Annotated in this window: 20 protein-coding genes and 2 pseudogenes; 7 read left to right on the top strand and 15 right to left on the bottom strand. The window is 64.0% G+C overall.

Going from position 1 to position 23,378, the window contains the following annotated elements:
- Positions 1-46: 46 nt before the first annotated feature.
- Positions 47-1,471 carry an indoleacetamide hydrolase gene (gene iaaH / locus AB8Z38_RS27890; protein WP_369720894.1) on the top strand — a complete coding sequence of 475 codons (1,425 nt, stop codon included), beginning with the start codon at positions 47-49 and terminating at the stop codon, positions 1,469-1,471.
- Here iaaH and AB8Z38_RS27885 read toward each other — a convergent pair.
- Positions 1,466-2,378: pseudogene (locus AB8Z38_RS27885) on the bottom strand (LysR family transcriptional regulator). The gene iaaH and the pseudogene AB8Z38_RS27885 sit on opposite strands and share 6 nt — an antisense overlap.
- Positions 2,379-2,539: 161 nt before the next feature.
- Here AB8Z38_RS27885 and AB8Z38_RS27880 point away from each other — a divergent pair.
- The 3 genes and pseudogenes from AB8Z38_RS27880 (at position 2,540) to AB8Z38_RS27870 (ending at position 5,887) form a co-directional block, all read left to right on the top strand.
- Positions 2,540-3,670, top strand: a complete 1,131-nt coding sequence (locus tag AB8Z38_RS27880) for an HlyD family secretion protein (protein WP_369726625.1) — start codon at positions 2,540-2,542, stop codon at positions 3,668-3,670.
- Between the two features lie 118 nt (positions 3,671-3,788).
- Entirely contained in the window at positions 3,789-5,402 is a 1,614-nt protein-coding gene (locus AB8Z38_RS27875) for an MDR family MFS transporter (RefSeq protein WP_369720893.1), read from the top strand.
- Between the two features lie 25 nt (positions 5,403-5,427).
- Positions 5,428-5,887: pseudogene (locus tag AB8Z38_RS27870) on the top strand (carboxymuconolactone decarboxylase family protein).
- 160 nt (positions 5,888-6,047) lie between these two features.
- On the opposite strand, the gene AB8Z38_RS27865 reads toward AB8Z38_RS27870, so the two are convergent.
- The 6 genes from AB8Z38_RS27865 to AB8Z38_RS27840 form a co-directional block, all read right to left on the bottom strand.
- Positions 6,048-6,908: a D-amino-acid transaminase gene (locus AB8Z38_RS27865; protein WP_369720892.1), complete on the bottom strand. Its 861-nt coding sequence runs from the start codon at positions 6,906-6,908 to the stop codon at positions 6,048-6,050.
- Between the two features lie 190 nt (positions 6,909-7,098).
- Complete coding sequence (locus AB8Z38_RS27860) at positions 7,099-7,830, bottom strand: amino acid ABC transporter ATP-binding protein (protein ID WP_369720891.1); 732 nt, start codon at positions 7,828-7,830, stop codon at positions 7,099-7,101.
- Between the two features lie 8 nt (positions 7,831-7,838).
- Positions 7,839-8,531, bottom strand: a complete 693-nt coding sequence (locus AB8Z38_RS27855) for an amino acid ABC transporter permease (protein ID WP_369720890.1) — start codon at positions 8,529-8,531, stop codon at positions 7,839-7,841.
- A gap of 1 nt (position 8,532) precedes the next feature.
- Entirely contained in the window at positions 8,533-9,264 is a 732-nt protein-coding gene (locus tag AB8Z38_RS27850; protein ID WP_369720888.1) for an amino acid ABC transporter permease, read from the bottom strand.
- A gap of 126 nt (positions 9,265-9,390) precedes the next feature.
- Complete coding sequence (locus AB8Z38_RS27845; protein WP_369720887.1) at positions 9,391-10,302, bottom strand: amino acid ABC transporter substrate-binding protein; 912 nt, start codon at positions 10,300-10,302, stop codon at positions 9,391-9,393.
- Positions 10,303-10,387: 85 nt separating this feature from the next.
- Positions 10,388-11,773 (bottom strand): M20 family metallopeptidase, encoded by a 1,386-nt coding sequence (locus AB8Z38_RS27840; RefSeq protein WP_369720886.1) that lies wholly within the window; start codon positions 11,771-11,773, stop codon positions 10,388-10,390.
- 251 nt (positions 11,774-12,024) lie between these two features.
- On the opposite strand from AB8Z38_RS27840, the gene AB8Z38_RS27835 reads away from it, so the two are divergent.
- Positions 12,025-13,404 (top strand): LLM class flavin-dependent oxidoreductase, encoded by a 1,380-nt coding sequence (locus tag AB8Z38_RS27835; RefSeq protein ID WP_369720885.1) that lies wholly within the window; start codon positions 12,025-12,027, stop codon positions 13,402-13,404.
- A gap of 156 nt (positions 13,405-13,560) precedes the next feature.
- On the opposite strand, the gene AB8Z38_RS27830 is transcribed toward AB8Z38_RS27835, so the two are convergent.
- Positions 13,561-15,222 carry a thiamine pyrophosphate-binding protein gene (locus AB8Z38_RS27830; RefSeq protein ID WP_369720884.1) on the bottom strand — a complete coding sequence of 554 codons (1,662 nt, stop codon included), beginning with the start codon at positions 15,220-15,222 and terminating at the stop codon, positions 13,561-13,563.
- A 143-nt stretch (positions 15,223-15,365) separates the two neighbouring features.
- Between AB8Z38_RS27830 and AB8Z38_RS27825 the strand changes: the two genes are divergently transcribed.
- Positions 15,366-15,794 carry a TfoX/Sxy family protein gene (locus AB8Z38_RS27825; RefSeq protein ID WP_369720883.1) on the top strand — a complete coding sequence of 143 codons (429 nt, stop codon included), beginning with the start codon at positions 15,366-15,368 and terminating at the stop codon, positions 15,792-15,794.
- On the opposite strand, the gene AB8Z38_RS27820 is transcribed toward AB8Z38_RS27825, so the two are convergent.
- The 3 genes from AB8Z38_RS27820 to AB8Z38_RS27810 all read right to left on the bottom strand — a co-directional run bounded on the left by AB8Z38_RS27820 (position 15,748) and on the right by AB8Z38_RS27810 (position 19,178).
- The gene (locus AB8Z38_RS27820) at positions 15,748-16,254 is read right to left on the bottom strand and encodes a GFA family protein (RefSeq protein WP_369720882.1); all 507 of its coding nucleotides are present in this window, start codon (positions 16,252-16,254) and stop codon (positions 15,748-15,750) included. The two genes, AB8Z38_RS27825 and AB8Z38_RS27820, sit on opposite strands and share 47 nt — an antisense overlap.
- 181 nt (positions 16,255-16,435) lie before the next feature.
- Complete coding sequence (locus tag AB8Z38_RS27815; RefSeq protein ID WP_369720881.1) at positions 16,436-17,563, bottom strand: alkene reductase; 1,128 nt, start codon at positions 17,561-17,563, stop codon at positions 16,436-16,438.
- Between the two features lie 118 nt (positions 17,564-17,681).
- Positions 17,682-19,178 carry an aldehyde dehydrogenase family protein gene (locus AB8Z38_RS27810; protein WP_369720880.1) on the bottom strand — a complete coding sequence of 499 codons (1,497 nt, stop codon included), beginning with the start codon at positions 19,176-19,178 and terminating at the stop codon, positions 17,682-17,684.
- Between the two features lie 185 nt (positions 19,179-19,363).
- Here AB8Z38_RS27810 and AB8Z38_RS27805 point away from each other — a divergent pair, with 185 nt between their 5' ends.
- The gene (locus tag AB8Z38_RS27805; protein ID WP_369720879.1) at positions 19,364-20,209 is read left to right on the top strand and encodes an SDR family NAD(P)-dependent oxidoreductase; all 846 of its coding nucleotides are present in this window, start codon (positions 19,364-19,366) and stop codon (positions 20,207-20,209) included.
- 261 nt (positions 20,210-20,470) lie between these two features.
- Here the strand turns inward: AB8Z38_RS27805 and AB8Z38_RS27800 are convergent, their stop codons facing one another.
- The 4 genes from AB8Z38_RS27800 to AB8Z38_RS27785 all read right to left on the bottom strand — a co-directional run bounded on the left by AB8Z38_RS27800 (position 20,471) and on the right by AB8Z38_RS27785 (position 23,371).
- The gene (locus AB8Z38_RS27800; RefSeq protein WP_369720878.1) at positions 20,471-21,460 is read right to left on the bottom strand and encodes an IS5 family transposase; all 990 of its coding nucleotides are present in this window, start codon (positions 21,458-21,460) and stop codon (positions 20,471-20,473) included.
- 98 nt (positions 21,461-21,558) lie between these two features.
- A complete protein-coding gene (locus AB8Z38_RS27795) occupies positions 21,559-21,765 on the bottom strand; it encodes a hypothetical protein (RefSeq protein ID WP_028134265.1) in 207 nt (68 codons plus the stop codon).
- Between the two features lie 72 nt (positions 21,766-21,837).
- Positions 21,838-22,251 carry a Rieske (2Fe-2S) protein gene (locus AB8Z38_RS27790; RefSeq protein ID WP_369720877.1) on the bottom strand — a complete coding sequence of 138 codons (414 nt, stop codon included), beginning with the start codon at positions 22,249-22,251 and terminating at the stop codon, positions 21,838-21,840.
- Between the two features lie 7 nt (positions 22,252-22,258).
- Positions 22,259-23,371 (bottom strand): amidohydrolase family protein, encoded by a 1,113-nt coding sequence (locus tag AB8Z38_RS27785; RefSeq protein WP_369720876.1) that lies wholly within the window; start codon positions 23,369-23,371, stop codon positions 22,259-22,261.
- Between the last annotated feature and the right edge of the window lie 7 nt (positions 23,372-23,378).

Below are 23,378 nucleotides of genomic sequence, written 5' to 3'. Positions count from 1 at the left end.
CCCGGAGAGGCTCCCTTATGGAGTCCGTGCAATCGGGTGATGCATCATGGATTTGGACAAGTTGACCCTGACCCAGGCCGCGGCGGATCTCCGCGCCGGAAAACTGACCAGCACGGCGCTCACGCGCGAAGCGCTCGCCCGCGCCAAGGCCAATACCGAATTGAATGCCTTCGTGACCCTGGACGAGTCCGGCGCCGTGAAAGCCGCGGCGGCATTCGATGCGACCAGCGACAAGGCCAAGCCGCTCGGCGGCGTTCCGATCGTGATCAAGGACAATATCGAGGTCGCCGGGCTGCCCTGTAGCGCCGGCACACCGGCGCTGAAAGATTACGTTCCGAAAGCCGATGCGCCGGTTGTCGCAAAGCTTCGCGCTGCAGGCGCCATCATCATCGGCAAGACCAGCATGCATGAGCTGGCCTTCGGCATCTCCGGCTACAACACCGCGTTCAAAACCGGCGCCGAATTCGGCGTGCGCAACGCCTATGATCGCGCCCTGATCGCCGGCGGCTCCTCGTCGGGAACGGGCGCGGCGATCGGCGCACGGATCGTCGCGGGCGGGCTCGGCACCGACACCGGCGGCTCGGTCCGGGTGCCCGCCGCCCTGAACGGATGCGCGTCGCTGCGCCCGACTGTCGGCCGCTATCCGCAAGCGGGCATCGCGCCGATCTCGCACACCCGCGACACGGCAGGCCCGATGGCCGCGACCATGGCCGATGTCGAACTGCTCGACCGCGTCATCGCCGGTGGCGAGGCCGTTGCGCCGGCCGATTTGAAGCAGGTGCGGATTGGCCTTGTGAGATCGATGCTGACCAATCTCGACGCCGATACCGACGCTGCCTTCCAGGCTGCGGTCGCGGAAATGAAAGCAAGGGGCGTCACGGTGGTCGAGATCGTGATGCCTGAGCTCGCCGAGCTCAACGGCCAGGTCGGCTTCCCCGTTGCGCTATGCGAAGCCTATGACGACATGGTTGCCTATCTCGCGCACACCGGGACCGGCATCACCATCGAGGCGATGGCGAAGGAGATCGCCAGCCCCGACGTGAAGGGCACCTATGATGGCCTGGTGATCCCGCGCAAACTGCCCGGACCCGACAACACGCTGGTCGATGCCAGGCCGATCTACGACGCCGCGATCAGGATCGCGCGACCGGCGCTTCAGACGCTTTACGCCCGCACCTTTGCCGATAATAAGCTGGATGCCATCGCCTTCCCGACCACGCCGCGCGTAGCCATTCCCTCCAACCCGGAGTCCAGCAGTCTCGAGAATTTCGGCCTGTTCATCCAGAACACCGATCCCGGCAGCAATGCCGGGATTCCCGGCATCCAGATTCCGATCGCGCTGGGCGCTGCCAGCAAGTTGCCGATTGGCCTTGAACTCGACGGCGCCGCGGGCAGCGACAAACGGCTGCTTGCGATCGGCATGGCGCTCGACGCCGTGTTCGGACGGCTGCCGCCGCCGCACCTCTCATGAATATGGATTGATCAGCTTCTGCTGCTCGGCGCTGTGCGCCACCAGCATGTCGATGAAGGTCCTGACCTTCGCCGATAGATGATGACGATGCGGATAGACCGCGTTCATCGACATCTCGACCGGACGATATTCCGGCAAGAGGCGCACCAGCCGGCCGGCTTCGAGATCGTCGCTGACCAGGAATCCCGCCATCAGGCAGATGCCCGCGCCTTCCAGCGCCATGTTCCGCAAAGCTTCTCCGCTGTTGGTGACGAGCCTGCCTGAAATGCGCACCGATGCCGGCGTCCCCTTGCGATCGAGAAAGCGCCACTCGTCACCAAAGGGATAGTTCAGGTGGCGTCCGCAATTATGCTGCGTGAGTTCATCGAGTTGCTGCACGCGGCCGTGCCTTTCGAGATAATCATGCGAGCAGCACAGCACGTGCCGCCACGTGGCGAGGCGGCGGACGATCAGGCTGGAATCCGGCGGCGCAATCATGCGCAGGGCCATGTCGTATCCCTCCTCGATCAGATCGACATCGGCCTCGCCCATGCGCAGGTCGACCTTGACCTCGGGATAGGCAGACAGGAGCTTGGCCACGACAGAGGCGACCATCGGCACCATGTGGGTGGCGGCGTGAATCCCGCAACGTGCCCCGGGGCACCGAGTGCAGCTCGCTCGCGATGTCGTCGGCCTGCTCGAGATCGGCGAGGATCTGCGTTGAGCGGTCGTAATAGATCTGGCCGATTTCGGTGAGGCTCACCTTTCGCGTCGTGCGGTTGAGCAGCCGGACCCCGAGCCGGTCTTCCAGTGCCTGGACATGGTTGCTGACCGTGGTCGTCGACATGTTGAGCCGGCGGCCGGCCGCGGAAAACCCGCCGTTCTCGACCACCCGGACAAAGGCCGTGAGGCTGGTGAAGCGATCCATGGCTCAAGCTCCGATTATCCGTCTGTGCTGGATAATGCTTCCGGTCTTTGATGGATTATCACAGTGGCCGGGACAGCGCATCTTGACGCTTGAAAGCAGCGCCCCTTCGGACCGGGACGCTTGGGGATCCGGAGAACGCCAGGTCGAACGTTTCTTATGTTATTGAATCTGATACGAAAATTAATGTTCGCCCGACCCGGCAGGCGATCAAGCGGGCGGCGCTCGGCCTGGCGTTGGCATTGGGCGTCGCCGTCGCCGGTGATCTTGCCTACGACTACCTGACCACGGGCCGCTACCTGGAATCGACCGATGACGCCTATGTGAAGGCCGATTCCACGATCGTCGCGCCGAAGGTTTCTGGCTACATCGCCCAGGTGCTGGTCGGCGACAATGAGAGGGTCAGAGCGGGCCAGGTTCTGGCCAAGATTGACGACCGCGAATTCCAGACCGCACTGGGCCAGGCCCGCGCCGACGTCGCCGCGGCCGAAGCTTCGGTGCGCAATCTCGATGCTCAGCTCGAGCTGCAACAGCCGATCATCGAGCAGAGCACCGCCGATGTCACAGCCGCAGAGGCCAACCTGAAATTCGCGCAGGAAGAGCGTGCCCGCTACGACGATTTGATGAAGTCGGGCTCCGGCACGATCCAGCGCGCGCAACAGACCGACGCGGCTCTGCGCGCCAGCAGCGCACAACTTCAGCACGCGAAATCGGGCCTGCTGGCTGCGCAGCGCAAGGTCGATGTGCTCAGCACTCAGCGCGCCCAGGCCGCAGCCCAGCTCGAACACGCCCGCGCGGTGGCGCAGCAGGCCCAGCTGAATCTGTCTTATACCGAGATCACCGCGGCGGTCGACGGGACAGTCGGCGCCCGCTCGCTTCGCGTCGGCCAGTTCGTGCAGGCCGGCACGCAATTGATGGCGGTGGTGCCGCTCGACGCGGTCTATGTGGTCGCGAATTTCAAGGAGACGCAGCTCACCCATGTGCGCGCCGGCCAGCCGGTCGAGCTGCGCATCGACAGTTTTCGCAAGCAGACCCTGCACGGCCATGTCGACAGCCTGTCGCCGGCGAGCGGGCTCGAATTCGCTTTGCTGCCGCCGGACAACGCGACCGGCAATTTCACCAAGGTCGTGCAGCGCGTGCCGGTGAAGATCGTGCTCGACGACCACGGCCTGACCGGCCTGCTCCGGCCCGGCATGTCGGCCGAGCCGACCATCGACACCAAGGCCACCGTGCTGGCCGAGCGGGAGACCGCCAAGCGCATGGCCGAAAGCATTGGGCGGCGAAACGGCGGCTGACGCCGAGAGGATCGCGGCAGGATTATCAAGTCCTGCCGGATGATCCTTCCAGAACTTCGTCGATTATCGAAACGACCCGCCTAATGCATCCTGTCTCCGCACCCGAGACGAGGCCTCCATGAGCACGCTCCAACCGGCCCTCGACGCCGCTTCCGCCCCCAGCCTCCCCGCCGCGGCTGCCGCCACGCAACTGGTGTCAGCCAAGACCTGGATCGCCGTGATCGGCGCCACGCTTGGCGCGTTCATGGCGGTGCTGAACATCCAGATCGTCAACGCCTCGCTCGCCGATATCCAGGGCGCGATCGGCGCCGGCATCGATGACGGTGGCTGGATCTCGACCTCCTATCTCATCGCCGAGATCGTGGTGATCCCGCTGTCCGGCTGGCTCGCGCAGGTGTTCTCGATCCGGATTTATCTCCTCACCAACGCAATCCTGTTCCTGCTGCTGTCCGCCGCCTGCGCGCTGGCGCAGGACCTGCCGCAGATGATCGTGTTGCGCGCGTTACAAGGCTTCACCGGCGGCGTGCTGATCCCGATGGCGTTCACGCTGATCATCACGCTGCTGCCGCGCGCAAAACAGCCGGTCGGGCTTGCGCTGTTCGCCTTGTCGGCAACCTTCGCGCCGGCGATCGGGCCGACCATCGGCGGCTATCTCACCGAGAACTTCGGCTGGCAGTACATCTTCTACGTCAACGTGGTGCCCGGCGCGATCATGGTCGGCATGCTCTGGTACGCACTCGACGCGAAGCCGATGAAGCTGTCGCTGCTCGCCGAGGGCGACTGGGCCGGCATTATCACCATGGCGATCGGCCTGGCCGCGCTTCAGACCGTGCTGGAGGAAGGCAACAAGGACGACTGGTTCGGCTCGCCGTTCATCGTCAAGCTCACGGTTATCGCCGCCGTCGCCCTCTCCGCTTTCCTGGTCATCGAACTCACGGTGAAGAAGCCGCTGTTGAACCTGCGACTGCTGGTCCGCCGCAATTTCGGCTTCGGCATGCTTGCGAACTTCCTGCTCGGCATCGCGCTGTACGGCTCGGTGTTCATCCTGCCGCAATATCTGTCGCGCATTCAGGGCTATAATTCCGAACAGATCGGCATGGTGCTGGCATGGACCGGCTTGCCGCAGCTCGTGCTGATCCCGCTGGTGCCGCGCCTGATGCAGCGCTTTGACGCGCGGATCATCATCGGCATCGGCTTCGTCCTGTTCGCAGGCTCGAACTTCATGAACATCTATATGACAAACGACTACGGGTCCGACCAGTTGCTCTGGCCCGATATCGTCCGCGCGATCGGGCAGGCGCTGGTATTGACGCCGCTGTCGGCGGTGGCGACCGCGGGCATCGAGCCGGAGAATGCGGGCTCGGCCTCCGGCCTGTTCAACATGATGCGAAATCTCGGCGGCGCCGTCGGCATCGCGCTGCTCCAGACCGTGCTGACCAAGCGCGAGCAATATCACTCCAACGTGCTGATGCAGTCGGTCTCGGTGTTCGAACAGGCGACCCGCACGCGGCTGGAGCAGCTCACGCAATATTTCATCAATCACGGCGTCCTCGACCGTGTCGATGCCGCGCATCGTGCCTATGTCGCGATCGGCCATGTCGTGCAGAAGCAGGCCTATATCCTCGCCTTCAGCGACACGTTCTACCTGCTCGGCATGGCGCTGATCGTGGCCCTGATGGCCGTGCTGTTCCTGAAGAAGGCCGGCCAGGCCTCGGCCGGCGGAGCCCACTGAGCTCAACCCAACAAGGAGAACGACCATGAAACCGCGCATGAACTTCTACCAGGCCGCCCCGGACACCATCAAAGCACTGAACGCGCTGGAGATGCAGATCCAGTCGACGGGACTCGAGAAATCGCTGATCGAGCTCGTCAAGATCCGGGCTTCCCAGATCAACGGCTGTGCCTTTTGCATCAACATGCACACCGAAGACGCCCGCAAGCGCGGCGAGACCGAGCAGCGCATCTATCTGCTCGACGCCTGGCGCGATCCCGCTCTATACCGAGCGCGAGCGCGCCGCCCTGGCCTGGACCGAGTCGGTGACGCTGATCTCGGAGACGCGCGCTCCCGACGACGTCTACGAACAGGTCCGCGCGCAGTTCTCGGAAGAAGAGACGGTCAACCTGACCATGCTGATCGCCACCATCAATGCCTGGAACCGGCTCGCGATCTCGTTCCGCTCGGTGCACCCGGTGAAGGTGAAGGCGTCGGTGGCGTGAGGCATTGACGCATGGAGGCCAAACTGCCTCAATACATTCGACTGTCATGCCCCGGCTTGACCGGGGCATCCAGTACGCTGCGGCTCCTCGCGTCAATCACTCCCGTCACGGAGTACTGGATCGCCCGGTCAAGCCGGGCGATGACGGCGGTGGGTGTGGCTCAGACCGCCGTCGCCTTGGCGAATTCCACGTAGATCTCGCGCAGACGCGTTGCCATCGGGCCGGGCTTGCCGTCGCCGATCGCCTTGCCGTCGATCGCGACCACCGGCTGCACGAACAGCGAGGCCGAGGTAGCGAAAGCCTCCTTGGCGGCCAGCGCCTCGGCGACCGTGAAAGCGCGCTCCTCGACGCGGAGCTGGCGCTCTTCGGCCAGAGCCACCACCGCCTTGCGGGTGCAGCCCGGCAGAATGGTATTGGAATTCTGGCGCGTCACGATGACGTCGTCCTGGGTCAGGATGAAGGCCGACGACGAGCCACCTTCGGTGACGTAGCCGTCCTCCAGCATCCAGGCCTCGCCGGCGCCGGCTTCGGCCGCGGCCTGCTTCGCCAGCACCTGCGCCAGCAGCGCCACGCTCTTGATGTCGCGCCGTTCCCAGCGGATGTCGGGCACCGTGATCACGTTGATGCCGGTCTTCGCCGACGGGGCATTGATGATGTCCTTCTCGGACGTGAACATCACCAGGCTGGACTTCACGTCGCCCCTGGGGAAGGCGAAATCGCGGCCCTTGTCGGCGCCACGCGTCACCTGGAGATAGACGAGGCCGCTCTCGACCTTGTTGCGCGCGATCAGCTCCTTCTGGATCGCGGTGATGCGCTCGACCGTTTCCGGCAGCCTCAGCTTGATCTCGCCAACCGAACGCTCCAGCCGCGCCAGATGCGAGGCGTTGTCGACCAGCTTGCCGTCGAGCACGGCCGAGACCTCGTAGATGCCGTCGGCGAACAGGAAGCCGCGGTCGAGCACCGAGACCTTGGCATCCGAGAGCGGGACGAATGAGCCGTTGACGTAGGCGATCGAGTCCAAGGCAGGTCTCCTGGCGGTGGGGAGGGGATTTGGCGCGCTTATACGGGAAATGGGGGCGGCGATCACCTCTCTATTCGTCATTCCTGGGCATTCGCGCAGCGAATGAGCCCGGAATCCATTTAGCCTCGTACAATGCCGCCCGATGGATTCCGGGCCCGCGACGACGTCGCGCCCCGGAATGACGGCGGAGTTAGTGGGAGAGAATCTTCGACAAGAACTTCTGCGCGCGGTCGCTGCGCGGCTTGCCGAAGAAATCGTCCTTCGGCGCGTCCTCGACGATCTCGCCGCGGTCCATGAAGATGACGCGATTGGCGACCTTGCGGGCAAAACCCATCTCGTGGGTGACGACCATCATGGTCATGCCGTCATGGGCGAGGTCGACCATGACGTCGAGCACCTCGCTGACCATTTCGGGGTCGAGTGCCGAGGTCGGTTCGTCGAACAGCATCACGATCGGGTCCATGGCGAGCGCGCGGGCGATCGCCACGCGCTGCTGCTGGCCGCCGGACAATTGCGCCGGAAACTTCTGCGCCTGTTCCTTCAGGCCGACGCGCTCCAGCAGCTGCATGCCCTTCACCATCGCCTTGTCGCGCGAGCGGTCGAGCACCTTTTGCTGGGCGAGGCAGAGGTTGTCGATGATCTTGAGATGCGGAAACAGCTCGAAATGCTGGAACACCATGCCGACGCGCGAACGCAGCTTCGGCAGATTGGTCTTGGGATCGTTGACCTTGGTGCCGTCGACGCTGATGTCGCCCTTCTGGAACGGCTCCAGCGCATTGACGCATTTGATCAGCGTCGACTTGCCGGATCCGGAGGGTCCGCAGACCACCACGACCTCGCCCTTGGTGACGCTGGTGGAGCAGTCGGTCAGCACCTGGAAAGTCGGGCTGTACCATTTGTCGACGTGGCTGATTTCGATCATGACGGGCTCTAACGGATGATGGCGATACGCGCCTGGAGGCGGCGGACGCCGAAGGATGCGATACAGGAGATGGTGAAGTAGACCACGGCGGCGAACAGATACATCTCGACCAGACGGCCATCGCGCTGCGCGACCTTGCTCGCCGCGCCGAGGAAATCCGTGATCGACAAGACGTAGACCAGGGAAGTGTCCTGGAACAGCACGATGGTCTGCGTGATCAGCACCGGCAGCATGTTGCGGAAGGCCTGCGGCAGCACGACGTAGCGCATAGTCTGGGCATAGGTCAGGCCGAGTGCGTTGGCCGCGGCCGGCTGGCCGCGCGAGATCGACTGGATGCCGGCGCGCATGATCTCGGAGAAGTACGCTGCCTCGAACATGATGAAGGTGATGAGCGAGGACGCAAACGCGCCGACACTGATCGGCCGGGACGCGCCGGTGACCCATTGCCCGATATAGGGCACCAGGAAGTAGAACCAGAAGATCACCAGCACCAGCGGCAGCGAGCGCATGAAATCGACATAGACGCCGGCGATGCGGCCCAGGATCTTGAAGCCGGAGAGCCGCATCAGCGCGATGGCCGTGCCGAAGACCAGGCCGCCGAGTGCAGACAGCCCCGTCAGCATCAGCGTGAACGTCATGCCCTCGTAGAACAGATAGGGCAGCGCGCGGCGGATGACCTCGAAATCGAAATTGCTGAACATGCTATTTCCCCGTGATGTAGCCGGGGATCGCGACATAGCGCTCGAGGAAGCGCATCGCGGTCACGACGACGGCGTTAACGAGGAGATAGAGGATGGTCGCGGCAGTGAAGGCCTCGAACACCTGGAACGAGAATTCCTGCATCGAGCGGGCCTGTCCGGTCAGTTCCAAGAGGCCGATGGTGATGGCAACGGCCGTATTCTTGATGGTGTTGAGGAACTCGGACGTCAACGGCGGCAGGATAATGCGGAAGGCCATCGGCAGCAGAATGTAGCGGTAGGTTTGGACTGTCGTCAGGCCGAGCGCAGTCGCCGCCATCTTCTGCCCGCGCGGCAGCGAGCCAATGCCGGCTTGCAATTGCACCGCGACGCGTGCCGACATGAAGAAGCCGATGCCGATCGCCGCCGTCCAGAACGGCGCATTCGGCAGTTGCTTCAACCAGAGTCCGGCGGTTTTCGGCAGCAATTCCGGCAGAACGAAGAACCACAGGAAGAGCTGCACCAGCAGCGGCATGTTGCGGAAGAATTCGACATAGGCAAAGCCGAACCAGTTCGCCCCCTTCGACGGCAGCGTGCGCATTACGCCGACGAACGAGCCGGTGATCAGCGCGATGATCCAGGCGAGCGCTCCCGTCTTGAGGGTCAGCACAAGTCCCGACAGCAGCATGTCGAGATAGGTGCCGGTCCCCATCGGGTTCGGCTGGAAGAAGATTCCCCAGTTCCAGTGGTAGTTCACGTGTCCCCCGCGCGAACGCGCCAGTCAGAGATGCCCCGGCGCCTATGCAAATGTCCGGCCACTCTCCCTCCAGAATGGCGGCAATACACTGCCTCTCCCCGCACGCGGGGAGAGGCAAGCAGCATCTTACTTGTAGTCGTCCGGGTTCGGCGAGTCCGTGGGCTTGGCGAACTCGTGCTTCAGCTCGGGCGAGATCGGGGTGTTGAGGTTCAGGCCCTTCGGCGGGATCTTCTGGGTGAACCATTTGTCGTAGATCTTCTCGCCTTCGCCGGAGGTGTAGAGCGCGGCGGTTGCCGCATCGACCACCTTCTTGAATGGTGCGTCGTCCTTGCGCAGCATGATGCCGTAAGGCTCGGGCTTGGAGAACGCATCCTTGGAGATGACGTAGTCGGACGGCGTCTTCGAGCCCGCGACGAGGCTGGCGAGCAGGATGTCGTCCATCACGAAGGCGACCGCGCGGTCGGTCTCGACCATCAGGAAGGCTTCGGCGTGGTCCTTGGCCGGGATGATGTTGGCACCCAGGCTCTTGGCAACGTTAGCCTCGGTGAGCTGCTTGATGTTGGTGGTGCCGGCGGTGGAGACCACCGACTTGCCCTTGAGATCGTCGATCGACTTGAGGCCGCTCGACTTCTTGAAGACGTAGCGGCTCGCGGTCAGGTAGTGCGTGTTGGTGAAGGCGACCTGCTTCTGGCGCTCGGCATTGTTGGTGGTCGAGCCGCACTCGAGATCGATCGTGCCATTCGCCATCAGCGGGATACGCGTCGCCGAGGTCACCGGGTTGAGCTTGACCTCGAGCTTGTCGAGCTTGAGCTCTTTCTTCACGGCGTCGACGATCTTGTAGCAGATGTCCATCGCGAACCCGACGGGCTTCTGGTTGTCGTCGAGATAGGAGAACGGGATCGACGAATCGCGGAAGCCGAGCGTGATGGCGCCGGTGTCCTTGATGTTCTTCAGCGTGCCGGTGAGCTCCTCGGCGCCGGCCTGGCTGACGGCAAAGGTCGCGGCGAGCGCGAGCCCGATGCTACGGAAATGTTTCACTTTTTAGTCCCCTTTCAGGATGATGCGGCCGGATGCAAGCACAAATCGGCCCGGAATAGAATGTGACTTTTGGCTGGAGCGCGGCTCAGGTTAACGGGTGCGGCAATTCTCCGAGATCCCAGAACAGGCCGGCCATCACGGTCAGTGCCTCTTCGGTCAAAGGCAGCAGGATGTGCTCATTGGGCGCATGCTGGGAACAGCCGGGATAGGAGTGCGGGACCCAGATCGTCGGCAGGCCCAAAATCTCGGAGAACACGTCGTTCGGCAGCGAACCGCCGAAATTCGGCAGCACCGCCGGCGCCTTGCCGGTGGTCTGTCGCACCGAATCCGCCGCCCATTTGATCCAGGGGCTGTCGAAATCGGTGCGCGAGGCGGCAAAGCTCTGCGCCGCCCGCACCTCGACCATCGGAAAGCCCTTCTGCGCGAGGTGCGCGCGAATGGCCTCAATGAGACCCTCGACCTTGGTGCCGACCACGAAACGCAGTTGCAGCACGGCGTTGGCGTGGCCGGGAATGGCATTGGCCGGCTTCTCGATATTGCCCGATGACATCGCCAGCACTTCGAGCGTGTTCCAGGCGTAGAGCCGCTCGGCCGCGGACAACCCCTCTTCACCCCAGTTCTCCGCGAGCGCGGGCTCGCCCTCGGTCGGCACCACCTGCACGTCGGCAAGGTAGCTCTTGATCTGGTTGGTGAGGCGCGGCGGCTTCAGTGCCTCGAGCTGGAGGCGGCCGTGGCCGTCGACCAGCGTTGAGATCGCATTGACAAGGATGGTCGCGGGATTGGCGAGCACGCCGCCCCAATTGCCGGAATGGTGGCCGCCATCGCGCAGATTGACGTCGAGATGGATGCGGACGCCACCACGGCAGCCGAGGAACAGCGTCGGACGATCCGCGGACAGACGCGGTCCATCAGAGGCCATGAACAGATCCGCCTTGAGCGCCTCGCGATTGAGATCGCAGACCTTGCCGAGATCGGGCGAGCCGATCTCTTCGCCCATCTCGACGATGAATTTGGCATTGAAGCCGAGCTTGCCACCGCGGGCCTCGCGCACCGCGCGGAGCGCGGCCATGTTGATGCTGTGCTGCCCCTTGTTGTCGGCGGTGCCGCGGCCATAGAGGCGAGTCCCCGCAATCGTCGTGCGCCAGGGGTCGCGGCCGTCGCGCCACTCGCCCTCCATGCCGTCGACGACATCGCCATGGCCGTAGATCAGCACGGTCGGCGCGGATGCACTCTCATGATGCTCGGCGAACAGGAATGGCGCCTTGCCGCTGGGGGATTCGACCACGCGGCTAGTAAAATCGAGCGCGGCGAACGCCGGCACCATCTCCTGTTCCAAATAGCCGCGCAGCTCGGCGCCGCGCGACGGATTCTGGCTCTCGGTCCGGTAGGCCACGCGACGGTCGAGTTCGGCGAGGAACGCGCCGGACTGGAAATCGTCACGGGCGCGGGCGATGGCGTCGGCTCTGGTCATTGCTTTGGTTTTCACAGCTTCGAGGCGGGCGAGCGTAGCGGGCTAGGCCGGCTACCGAAAGTGGCGGGAAGTTGGGTCGCTCTTGATATCTTTTTGGGATTCGTTCTTGCTCTCTTGAGATCGGCTTGCCAAGGGCAGGAGCGCTGCTGATTTGGCCTTGCCAAGGTCGCGCGATATGCAAGAACTTCGCCAAGTCGGGGCGCACGTCTATCATTCGAAGAGCGCTCAGTACAGGGCGCCGAGGGACCAGCATGGCCAAACAGATCAGGCTCAACGCATTTGCGATGAATTGCGTCGCGCATCAATCACCGGGGTTATGGACCCATCCGCGTGACCGCACCGCCGAATACAACCGCCTGCCCTACTGGATCGATCTCGCCAGGACGCTGGAGCGTGGGCGCTTCGACGGGCTGTTCCTGGCCGACGTGCTCGGCGTCTACGACGTCTATGGCAACAGCCCTGACGCAGCCTTGCGCAATGCAGCACAGACGCCGTCGAACGAGCCGCTGCTGCTGCTCTCCGCCATGGCGGCGGTGACGCAAAATCTCGGCTTTGGCGTCACCAGCAATCTCTCCTTCGAGCCGCCCTATCCGTTCGCGCGGCGGATGTCGACTCTCGACCATCTGACCGAGGGACGGATCGGCTGGAACGTCGTCACCGGCTATCTCGACAGCGCCGCCCGCGGCGCCGGCAAGGAGAAGCAGACCGGGCATGACGACCGCTACGACATCGCCGACGAATATATGGAGGTGGTCTACAAGCTCTGGGAAGGAAGCTGGGAGGACGGCGCCGTGCTGCGTGACCGCAAGCGCGGCATCTTCACGGATCCCACAAAAGTTCATCGCGTCAATCATGAAGGTGCGAACTACCGCATCAACAACACCATTCACCTCAGCGAGCCGTCGCCGCAGCGCACGCCGGTGCTGTACCAGGCCGGCACCTCGCCGCGCGGCCGGCAATTCGCGGCGCGCCACGCCGAATGCGTGTTCATGTCAGGACCATCGGCCAAGGTGATCGCGCCGCGCGTCTCCGCGGTCCGTCAGGAGGCCGCAGCACTCGGCCGCAACCCGGCCGAGATCCTGATGTTCTCGATGATGACGATCATCCTCGGGCGGACGGAGGCGGAGGCGAAAGAGAAGTACGCCGACTATCGCCGCCATATCAGCCCCGAAGGCGCACTGGCGCTGATGTCGGGTTGGACCGGCGTCGACTTCTCCGGCTACGACCTCGACCAGCAGGTGCGCCACGTCCAGAACGACGCCGGCCGCAGCGCCATGGACAACGTCACCCGCGCCGATCCCGACCGCATCTGGACCGTGCGTGACGTGATCGAGCATGTCGGCGTCGGCGGCGCCGGCCCCGTCGTGGTCGGCACGCCGGAGACGGCCGCGGACAAGATCGAGGACTGGTTCGAGAAGACCGACGTCGACGGGCTCAACGTCGCGTTCGCGATTTCGCCCGGCGATTTCGAGGACATCGCCGACATGCTGGTGCCGGAGCTGACCAGGCGCGGGCGGTACAAGCCCGAATACGCCAAGGGCACGCTGCGGGAGAAGCTGTTCGGCGCGGGTCGTGCGCGGCTGGATGCGCCGCACCCGGCGGCGGAGTATCGGGTGGGAAAGACGGGATAGTTGCCACACCACGCTGTCATGCCCCGGCTTGACCGGGGCATCCAGTACGCCGCGGCCTATCGAGGAATCATAGCCATCTCTGGAATACTGGATCGCCCGATCAAGTCGGGCGATGACAGCTCAGAACGTGGCGAGCACCGGCGCGATGGCGCCACCTCACACCTTCCCGTCCACCATCACTTCGATCAGCTTCGTGCCGGGACGGTTGAACGCCGACGACAGCGTCGCCTTCAGCTCGCGGGGATCGCTGACCTTGATCGCCTCGCAGCCCAGCGCCTTCGCGATTCCCGCGAAATCCACCGGCGGATCGACGAAATCCATGCCGACATAATTATCGTCGCCGTGAAACGCGAGCAGGCGCTGCTTGATGATGCGGTAGCCGCCATTGTTGGCGATGACGACGTTGAGCGGCAGCTTGTGATGCGCGGCGGTCCATAGCGACTGGATCGAATACATCGCGCTGCCATCGCCAGAGAAGCACACGACGGGGCGCTGCGGATTGGCGATGCTGGCGCCGACCGAGGCCGGCAAGCCCCAGCCGATGCCACCGGAGGCGAGCCCGTGATAGCCATAGCGATCGCGGTGCGGACGCAGCGCCGTGACCTGGCGGCTGGAGGTGAGGCCTTCGTCGACGAGAATGGCGTTGTCAGGCATCGCCTCGACCATTTGCAGCACCAGCCAGTCGGGATCGATCGGCGCCCGACCGGCGCTCTTGCCGATCTGCTCGACTAGCGCGGCGCGGCGCGCGCTCCAGTTCTTCGGCGCGAGCTCGGCGAGGCGCTGCTTGGCGCGGCTCGCCAGTGCCGTGCCGCCCATCTGCTTCAGCACGGGGATCAGCGCGCGCAGGGTCTCCTTCAGATCTGCCTTGAGCGCGATCTCGACGCCATAGTTCTTGGCGATCTCCCAATCGGCTAGGCCGACCTGGACGATGCCGAGGTCATCCGGCAGCGCGTCGACCTCGCTATGGACCGACATCCGCAACGGATCGCCGCCGAGTGCGATCAGGAGATCGTAGGTCGCGAGCGTATCGCGCGCGACCTTCTGCACCCGCGCCAACGTGCCGACGAAGCTCGGGCTCTCGGAGAGGAAATGCGAACCATAGGGCGTCGAGGATTGATAGGCGGCAGCGCCCAGCAGTTCGGCAAGCTCGGCGGCCTCCTCGAGCGCATCGCTTTTCACCACCTCGTCCATGGTGACGATCACCGGACGCTCGGCCTTCAGCAGACGCGCGGCAAAAGCCTTCAGCGCCTCGTCCGACGGCCTTGTCCGGGCATCGATCCGCGTGGAGCGGCCGAGATCGATGCCGGCCTCGCTGTTCAGGATGTCGCCGGGCAGCGAGATGAACACCGGCCCGGTCGGCGGCGTCATCGCGACCTTGGCGGCGCGGCGCACGATGCGCGGCAGATCCTCCAGCCGCGTCACCTCGACCGCCCATTTCACCAGCGGCTCGGCCATACGCACCAGCGGGCCATAAAGCACCGGCTCCATCAGACCGTGGCCCTGCTCCTGCTGGCCCGCGGTCAAGATCATCGGCGTGCCCGTGAACTGGGCGTTGTACAGCGAGCCCATCGCGTTGCCGAGGCCGGGCGCGACATGCACGTTGCAGGCGACGAGCTTGCCGGAGGCGCGGCTATAACCGTCCGCGATCGCGACCACCAGGCTCTCCTGCATCGCCATCACATAGGTGAGGTCAGGGTGGTCCTTCAGCGCATGCATGATCGGCAGCTCGGTCGTGCCGGGATTGCCGAACAAATGCGTGATGCCTTCGTCCTTGAGCAGCGCGAGAAAGGCGGAGCGGCCGATGATCTTGTTCTTCATGCTTCCTCCAGCGCCCGCGACCGTTACCGTAAGGACGCGACGCATGATGGCCGAGGTCGCGGTATGCGCGCAAGGAAGTGTGTTCATGGCTGCCTTGCGCGCGCGAGAAGCTGGAAGGATAAGCTGAAACCGGAGGGACAGTCATGGCCTATGACGAAGGCACCGCCGCACGGGTTCGCAAGTTGCTGGCGGGACAAGGCCAGGTCGCGGAAAAGAAGATGATGGGCGGGCTTTGTTTCATGGTGGACAACGTCATGTGCTGCACCATCAGCGGCCGCGGCGGCATGCTGTTTCGCGTCGGCCCGCAGGCGCATGCGCGAATGCTGAAGGAGCCACATGCGAGTCCGATGGAAATGCGCGGGCGCATCATGACCGGCTTCGTGCGGGTCTCTGACGAAGGCACGCGAACCGATGCCGGGCTCAAGATCTGGGTGAAGCGCGCGCTCGATTTCGTGGCGACGATGCCGGCCAATCCGCCGGCGAAGAAAGCTGCGCCGCGCAGGGCGGCATCGGCCTACGCGAAGGCTAAAGCGCCTCCTCGCGGCCAAGCTCGAATGGGTCCTCGCCGGTAGAGCGTTTCTTCCTTTTCGAGCGCTGCCAGACCACGCCGGGAAAGCCCTTCAGCGGCACCAGCAGCTCGCCGGTATAGGCCCATTCCTGGAGCTCTTCGATCGCGATGTGATAGAGCGGCTGGCGACCGGTGCGCTCGTTGAACAGCGCGCGGGGGATGTTGACCATGTGCGGCCCGCGCGGGCGTTCGTACGCAATCGGGGTGCCGCAATGAGAGCAGAAGCTGCGCGCGGTCTTGGTCGCCTTGTCCTCGTAGCGGGTCAGCGCGGCTTTCCCCGAAATGATGCGAAAGCGCTTTTTCCAGCTGCCGACATAGGTCGCGTAGGCCGCGCCATGGGCGCGCCGGCTGGCGGCGGAATGATCATGCCAGGCCCAGCGCGCGGGAACGTCGATCTCGAACGTGACCTTGCCGCAGAGGCATTGGCCCGTGGCGATCCCTGCGGCGACTGCGGCTTTGGCCATGATGTTTCCTCATCGTCATTGCGAGCGCAGCGAAGCAATCCAGAGTCGTCCCGCCGAGGCAGTCTGGATTGCTTCGCTGCGCTCGCAATGACGGAGTGTGTGGTGCGATTGCGCAACAAAATCAAGCTCGTCATTCCGGGGTGCGACGAAGTCGCGAGGCGGGAATGACGGTGGAGAAAGCTTACGCCGGCGTCAGCTCGTCATAGGCCGGATAGTCCGTATATCCCTTGTCCTCGCCGCCGTAAAACGTCGCGCGGTTGTACGGCGTGATCGGGTAGTCGTGCTCCAGACGGCGCGGCAAATCCGGATTGGAGATGAAGATGCGGCCGAAGGCGATGATGTCGGCGTGCCCCTCGCCGATCGCCGCATTGGCGGTCTGGCCGGTGAAGCCGCCGGCGGTCATCAGCACGCCGCTGTAGAGCGGGCGGAACAACAGCATCGCGGAGGGCACATTCTGCCAGTTGACCTCGGCTCGGCCGGAGCCGCTGGAACGCGGCTCGATGAAATGCAAATAGGCCAGACCGAGTTCGTCGAGCGCCTTCACCACGTGGGTGTAGAGCGGCATCGGATCGGCCTCGCCGGAAGCATTGGCGATGCCGTGAGGCGACAGCCGCACGCCGACGCGACCCAGGCCCCAGACGTCGATTGCGGCTTGCGTCACCTCCAGCAGGAGCCGCGCGCGGTTCTCGATTCCGCCGCCATATTGATCGGTCCGCCGGTTGCTGCGCGATTGCAAGAACTGCTCGAGCAGATAGCCGTTGGCACCGTGGATCTCGACACCGTCGAAGCCGGCGGCGAGCGCGTTCTTCGCGCCCTGCCGGAAGGCCTCGACGATGTCCTTGACCTCGTCCGTCTCCAGCGCGCGCGGCGTCTCGTAGTCGGCGATCTTGCCGTCGGCGGTCATCGCCTTCATGCCTTCGGCCTTGATCGCGATTGCCGAAGCCGACACCGGCAGCGCGCCACCATGGAAGGATGAATGCGAGACGCGGCCGACATGCCAGAGCTGGAGGAAGATGATGCCGTCCTTGGCATGGACGGCATCGACCACCTCGCGCCAGCCGGATATTTGCGCCTCCGAATAGATGCCGGGCGTCGCCGGATTGCCGCGGCCGTGCGAGAGCACCGGCGAGGCTTCGGCGATGATCAAACCACCCGGCGTCGCACGCTGGCCGTAATAATCGGCGTTGAGCGGACGCGGCGCGAAGCTGTCGCGCTCGGCCCGCATGCGCGTCAGCGGCGCCATCGCCACGCGATGTGCAAGCTTGTACGGACCGACCTGCAACGGTTGAAACAACGCCTCGAATTTCATGTGGATCCCGGATGCTTTGAAGGGATGCGGATCATATAGCGAGGGGCGGCCACCGGAAAAGGCGCCGCCCCCACCAAAAGCAGATATTCCCTCGCGCGGAACGCGAGAGGGACAGGCTTTACGCTGTCTTGATCCAGACGGCCTTCACGTTGAGATATTCCTCGACATGCTGCTTGCCGGATTCGCGGCCGTAGCCGCTCATCTTGTAGCCGCCGAAGGGCATCGCCGGGTCCATCGCCTGGTAGCAGTTGACCCACACCGATCCGGCGCGCAAGCGTTTCGCGACCGCATGCGCCTTGCTGACGTCGCGCGTCCACAGGCCCGAGCCGAGGCCGAACGTCGTGGCGTTGGCGCGTTTGATCAGTTCGTCCATGTCCTTGAAGGCGATCGCGGAAATGACGGGACCGAAGATCTCTTCCTGGGCGATCCGCATATTGTCCTGGACGCCCGCGAACACGGTCGGCGAGACGAAGAAGCCCTTGGACAGCGCGCCTTCGGTGACGCGGCCGCCGCCGGCAAGCGCCTTGGCGCCTTCCTTCTGGCCGATATCGAGATAGCTGGTGACACGTTCGAGCTGCTGCTCGGAGACCAGCGGTCCGATCTGGGTATTGGGATCGAGCCCGTTGCCGACTTGCAGCTTCTTGCCGAATTCGGCGACGCGGCCGACGAACTCCTCGTAGATCGACTCCTCGACGAACAGGCGCGTGCCGGCGCTGCAGATCTGGCCCGAATTGGCGAACACCGCCATCGCCGCACCGGGCACGGCCGCATCGAGATCGGCATCCGCGAACACGATGTCCGGCGACTTGCCGCCGAGCTCGAGCGAAACACGCTTAAGGTTACCGGCCGAGGCGCGGATGATCGACTGGCCCGTGACATGCGAGCCGGTGAAGGCGACCTTGTCGACATCGTGATGCGAGGCGAGCGCCGCACCGGCGGTCTCGCCATAGCCCGGCACGACATTGATGACGCCGGGCGGCACGCCCGCTTCCATTGCGAGTTCGGCGATGCGCAGCGATGTCAGCGGCGCTTCCTCGGCGGGCTTCAGCACGACAGTGCAGCCGGTCGCGATCGCAGGGCCGATCTTCCAGATCGTCGCGGTCAGCGGGCCGTTCCACGGAATGATGGCGCCGACGACGCCGACCGGCTCCTTCAGCGTGTAGGAGAATATTTCGCCGGGCAGCGAGTTCTCGACGGTCTCGCCATGAATGGCAGTGGTCTGGCCGGCATAATAGCGCAGCATGCCCACGGCGCGCAGGCGATAGGCGCGGGTGCGGCTGAGCGGTGCGCCCATGTCGAGGGTGTCGAGCTGCGACAATTCGTCAAAATTCTTCTGGACGAGGTCGGCGAGCTTCAGAAGCAGGTTCTGCCGCTCGAACGGTTTGACCTTGCTCCAGGGCCCTTCGAACGTACGACGGGCGGCTGCGACCGCGCGGTCGATGTCTTCCTTGTCACCCTCGGCAACGGTTGCGAGCAGCTCGCCGGTGGCGGGGTTGTGGGTCTCGAAGCGCTTGCCTGAGGCAGCATCGACCCACTTGCCGTCGATCAACATCTGCTTGTAGGACCCGTTGGCGAACGGATGGCGCGTGATCGGAATAGCTTGCGACACAGCCATGGCTGCACTCCCTAGGTAGGATGATTGATTGGTTCGATCTGCGCTGGATCGTTGGGCCCGATAGAATACAGCGGCCGCGAAACTGGGTAAAGTCGGCGCGGAACGAAGACCTCGCATGCCGATTTGTGCAGGGTCGCGCGAACGCCGTGCTATAGCGCGATCGAACGCCCTCCCGGAGAATTGCCATGCCACATCCCGTCATCGCCAAGGATAATGTCGCCGTGATCACGGGTGGTGCGTCGGGCATCGGATTTGCCGCCGCCATGGCCTTTGCGCGCGCCGGGATGAAGGTGTGCATCGCCGATGTCGATCATGCGAGGCTGCAAGAGGCAGCAACAAGATTGTCGTCGGCTTCGGGTGCCGCGAATGTGATGACATCCGTTGTCGATGTCAGCCGGGCCGAGACCGTCGCGGAACTCGAACGCGCGGTCGGCGCGCGTTTCGGCGGCACCGACATTCTCATGAACAACGCCGGCATCCAGCCGGGCAGCACGGTGTTCGGCGAGCCCGACAATTGGCAGCGCGTCATCGACGTCAACATGTGGGGCGTCATCAACGGCTCGCGCATCTTCGCGCCCGGCATGATCGCGCGCGGCAAGGCCGGCCTGATCATCAACACCGGCTCGAAGCAGGGCATCACAACACCGCCCGGCGACCCCGCCTACAACGTGTCGAAGGCCGGCGTGAAGGCGTTCACGGATGCGCTCCAGCACGAGCTGCGCAATACCAAGAATTGCCACATCACTGCGCATCTGCTGATCCCCGGCTTCGTCTTCACCGGGCTCACCGCCAAGGGCCGCACCGAGAAGCCGGCCGCAGCCTGGACGGCGGAACAGACGGTCGAGTTCATGATCGCGCGGCTCGACGCCGGCGATTTCTACATCCTGTGCCCGGACAACGACGTGCCGCGCGCGCTCGACGAGAAGCGTATGCTATGGGCCGCCGGCGACATCGTCGAGAATCGCCCGCCGCTGTCGCGCTGGCATCCGGACTATGCGGATGCATTCGCGAAATTCGTGAAGGGGAGTTAGGCGCTTTTCCTTCTCCCCCTGTGGGAGAAGGTGGCGCGAAGCGCCGGATGAGGGGTTGTATCCGCGAATACGACTGAGAGGGTGACTCGCGGATAGAGACCCCTCACCCGCCTTCGCTGCGCGAAGCCACCCTCTCCCACAAGGAGGGCTTTGCACAGAGGGGCGAGCGGGCGCTTGAGGTGCGTCGCGGGCTTTTTTTGCTGTCAGCCCGCTGCAGTGAGCGGCATTTTGCTCATTTCACCCCTGTTGTCCTCCGTTTTTTCAAACGGAGACGGACTCTGGGCGTTGCGCGGCCAAGGCGCCGGCCGCGCGACGCAGATTGTAGGCGCAACAGGCCAGCACGATGTGCGTCTGGTTGCGCGCGAAGTTGAAGAAGCGCATCCGCCGCAGACCATAATGCTCCTTGAACACGGCGTACGGTCGCTCCACGGCTGAGCGTATCTTCGCGATCAGCTTGTTGCGCAGCTTCTGTCGTGGCGGCAGTTCGGGATGATGCTTGTTCGAACGACGCATCAGGCGATCCTTGATACCGGCTTCGGTCAGGCGCGCGTGCCGGGCATGCGTGTAATAGGCCTGATCGCCATAGACCGCTTCCTCATCACCACAGAACAGACGATCCGCCGGTTCTGTATCAGTGATCGAGGCATCCGTCATGTGGACACGACGAATGATGGTGTGACCGGCATCCACACCCGTGTGGATCTTGTAGCCGAACACGCTCTTTTTGCCTTTCCGGCCCCAGCGTGCATCGCGATCCGCAGATGGCGTATCCTCGCCATCCTTGCGTGCCTTGCGGGGCGGAGTGGCTCGGGCCGGGATCAACGAGGCGTCGACCAGCGTCCCCTGCTTGAGGATCAGCTTCTTGGCCTCCAACTGCCGATTGATCTCCGCGAACACCTTCTCGATCAGACCGTCCTTGGCGAGTTCCTGCCGAAACCGCCACAATGTCGTGTGATCCGGGGTCTGATCGTGCAGGCTCAGACCAACAAAGCGACGAAACGACAGCCGGTCCGCAATGGCGGCTTCCAGCGCCGGATCGGACAGATTGTGCCAGATCCCGGCGAGCAAGCAGCGAAGCATGACTTCCGCTGGATAGCTGCTGTTACCGGCACCATCGCCACCCCGCTTGCCAAGAAGCGAGCGCAGCGGCGCCCAATCCACAACAGCCTCCACCTCATCCAGGATGCTGCCTCGGCGTGCCCGAACCAGGACATCCGCCAAGCTCATTTGACCGACATTGCGCTCGACCATGCTTGGCTCACCTCGCTAGAATCAGCCATGATTCAAAGAATCACGTGCAGCCGATTGTGCAAAGCCCTCACAAGGGGAGAGGGTGCAGTCGCGAAAGCCTACAGCGTCTCTTGCTGATGCCCGCAATTCTTACAGGCGAACTTGACTCTGGATTGGCCCTTTTCCGCCTGCACCCGGTTCGGGGCGCCGCACTTGCCGCAGACCGCCTCGATGCGGGTCGTGCCCTGCTTGACGACGATGGACTTCTTTTCCATCGATTCGCGGATCAGGCGCTCGGCCTCCTCTCGCAGCGATTGTTTCGACAAAGCTCGTCTCCGCCTCTGAAAGCGCGAGAGCCATATCGCACCTGCGTCGAAATCACAATCGGCAAAGCCTGCTCAGACCTCGACAATCACATAGCTGTCTTCGACATGTACCGGAAAGGTCTCGGCGACATACGGCCCCTTTTGCAGTTCCTCTCCGCGCTCGACCGCGACGGGATATGAGCGGATCTTGACCCGCTTCGGGTCGAACCAGGATTGGCCGTTGCGCATGTCGAATTCCCAGCCGTGCCAAGCACAGCGCAGCATCTCGCCGACGCGCGAGCGCTGGTAGACGCCGGGCTCGGGCGAGGTCAGCCGCGCGACGCAGGCCGCCTTTTCGAGCGGCGCGCCTTCGTGCGGGCAGCGGTTCAACAGCGCGAAGAACTCGCCATTGATATGGAACACGACGATGTCGCGGCCCGCGATGTCGACGACCTTGTTGCCGCCAGGCGGGATCTCGGTGGTGCGGGCGACGATGTGACGGGCCATGCTGGTCTCAAAACTTGTAGACCGCGCGGGCATTGGTCGAGAAGATTTTCTTGCGCTCGGCGTCGGTCAGCGGCGTCTTGAAGGCGAAGCGCGGATCGTCGAAATCCCAGTGCGGATAGTCCGACGAGAACAGCAGCCGGTCGATTCCGACCCATTCGATCAACGAGCGCAGATGCCGCGCCTCGTCTGGCTCGTCGATCGGCTGGGTCGTGAACCAGAAATGCTCGCGCACATATTCCGACGGTTTTCGCTTGAGATGCGGCACCTCGCTGCGGAAACGCTCGAAATGCTGATCCATCCGCCACACCGCCGACGGGATCCAGCCAAAACCGCCCTCGATGAAGACGATCTTCAATTTTGGGAAGCGCTCCAGCACACCCTCGATGACGAGGCTCGCAAGCTGCGCCGCGATGGTGTGGGCGTTGGACTGGTGTTCCTCGACATAATAGGACGGCCAGCCGCCGCCGGTCGGCGCATGTCCGCCGTAGCCGCCGACGTGGATGCCGAGCGGCAAGTCCAGCGCCTGCGCGCGCTCGTAGATCGGCCAATAGCGGCGGCGGCCGAGCGGCTCGTTGGCGCGCGGCGAGACGTTGATCTGGATGTACTCGCCGACTTTGGCGCAGCGCTCGATCTCGGCAATCGCCAGATCCGTGCCGTCCTGGCCGACCAGGATCGAGGCCTTCAGGCGTGGATCCCTGTGGGTCCAGAACGCCAGCTGCCAATCGTTGATGGCGCGCTGGATCGCGGCGCCAAATTCGAGGTTCTGCTGCGAGAAGATGAAGAGATCGAGCACCTGCAAGATCCCGAACTCGACGTCGAGCGGATCGAGATGCTGCTTCTGCATGAAGGCGAGGTCCGAGCCCGGCGGCCCGCCGGTCGGCGGCCAGGCATCGCGCCGCGCGATCAGCGGAGATGATCGCGGATAGGGCGTCGTGAAGAGATAGGGCGTGCGCAGATGGCTGCCATATTCCTTCAGATGCCGCTGCCAGCGCTTTGGCAGGAACTCGTTGAGGTCATCGATGGAATGCAGGCTCGGATGCACGTCGCAATCGACGATGCGCAGCCGCGTCGCGGCCGGCTTCTCGTCTTCGCGCAGCGGACGGTCGATCACCTCACTCATGAGAACC

It is taken from the genome of Bradyrhizobium sp. LLZ17, from assembly GCF_041200145.1.
GTDB lineage: Bacteria > Pseudomonadota > Alphaproteobacteria > Rhizobiales > Xanthobacteraceae > Bradyrhizobium.
This window is presented reverse-complemented; position numbering and strand designations above follow the sequence as displayed.

Bases quoted from the DNA above. Each gene is read 5' to 3' on its own strand.
- AB8Z38_RS27810 (WP_369720880.1), bottom strand. From the start codon at position 19,178: ATGGCTGTGTCGCAAGCTATTCCGATCACGCGCCATCCGTTCGCCAAC.
- AB8Z38_RS27825 (WP_369720883.1), top strand. From the start codon at position 15,366: ATGGCCTATGACGAAGGCACCGCCGCACGGGTTCGCAAGTTGCTGGCG.
- iaaH (WP_369720894.1), top strand. From the start codon at position 47: ATGGATTTGGACAAGTTGACCCTGACCCAGGCCGCGGCGGATCTCCGC.
- AB8Z38_RS27790 (WP_369720877.1), bottom strand. From the start codon at position 22,251: ATGGCCCGTCACATCGTCGCCCGCACCACCGAGATCCCGCCTGGCGGC.
- AB8Z38_RS27875 (WP_369720893.1), top strand. From the start codon at position 3,789: ATGAGCACGCTCCAACCGGCCCTCGACGCCGCTTCCGCCCCCAGCCTC.
- AB8Z38_RS27785 (WP_369720876.1), bottom strand. From the start codon at position 23,371: ATGAGTGAGGTGATCGACCGTCCGCTGCGCGAAGACGAGAAGCCGGCC.
- AB8Z38_RS27805 (WP_369720879.1), top strand. From the start codon at position 19,364: ATGCCACATCCCGTCATCGCCAAGGATAATGTCGCCGTGATCACGGGT.
- AB8Z38_RS27835 (WP_369720885.1), top strand. From the start codon at position 12,025: ATGGCCAAACAGATCAGGCTCAACGCATTTGCGATGAATTGCGTCGCG.
- AB8Z38_RS27840 (WP_369720886.1), bottom strand. From the start codon at position 11,773: ATGACCAGAGCCGACGCCATCGCCCGCGCCCGTGACGATTTCCAGTCC.
- AB8Z38_RS27855 (WP_369720890.1), bottom strand. From the start codon at position 8,531: ATGTTCAGCAATTTCGATTTCGAGGTCATCCGCCGCGCGCTGCCCTAT.
- AB8Z38_RS27830 (WP_369720884.1), bottom strand. From the start codon at position 15,222: ATGAAGAACAAGATCATCGGCCGCTCCGCCTTTCTCGCGCTGCTCAAG.
- AB8Z38_RS27860 (WP_369720891.1), bottom strand. From the start codon at position 7,830: ATGATCGAAATCAGCCACGTCGACAAATGGTACAGCCCGACTTTCCAG.
- AB8Z38_RS27815 (WP_369720881.1), bottom strand. From the start codon at position 17,563: ATGAAATTCGAGGCGTTGTTTCAACCGTTGCAGGTCGGTCCGTACAAG.
- AB8Z38_RS27800 (WP_369720878.1), bottom strand. From the start codon at position 21,460: ATGGTCGAGCGCAATGTCGGTCAAATGAGCTTGGCGGATGTCCTGGTT.
- AB8Z38_RS27820 (WP_369720882.1), bottom strand. From the start codon at position 16,254: ATGGCCAAAGCCGCAGTCGCCGCAGGGATCGCCACGGGCCAATGCCTC.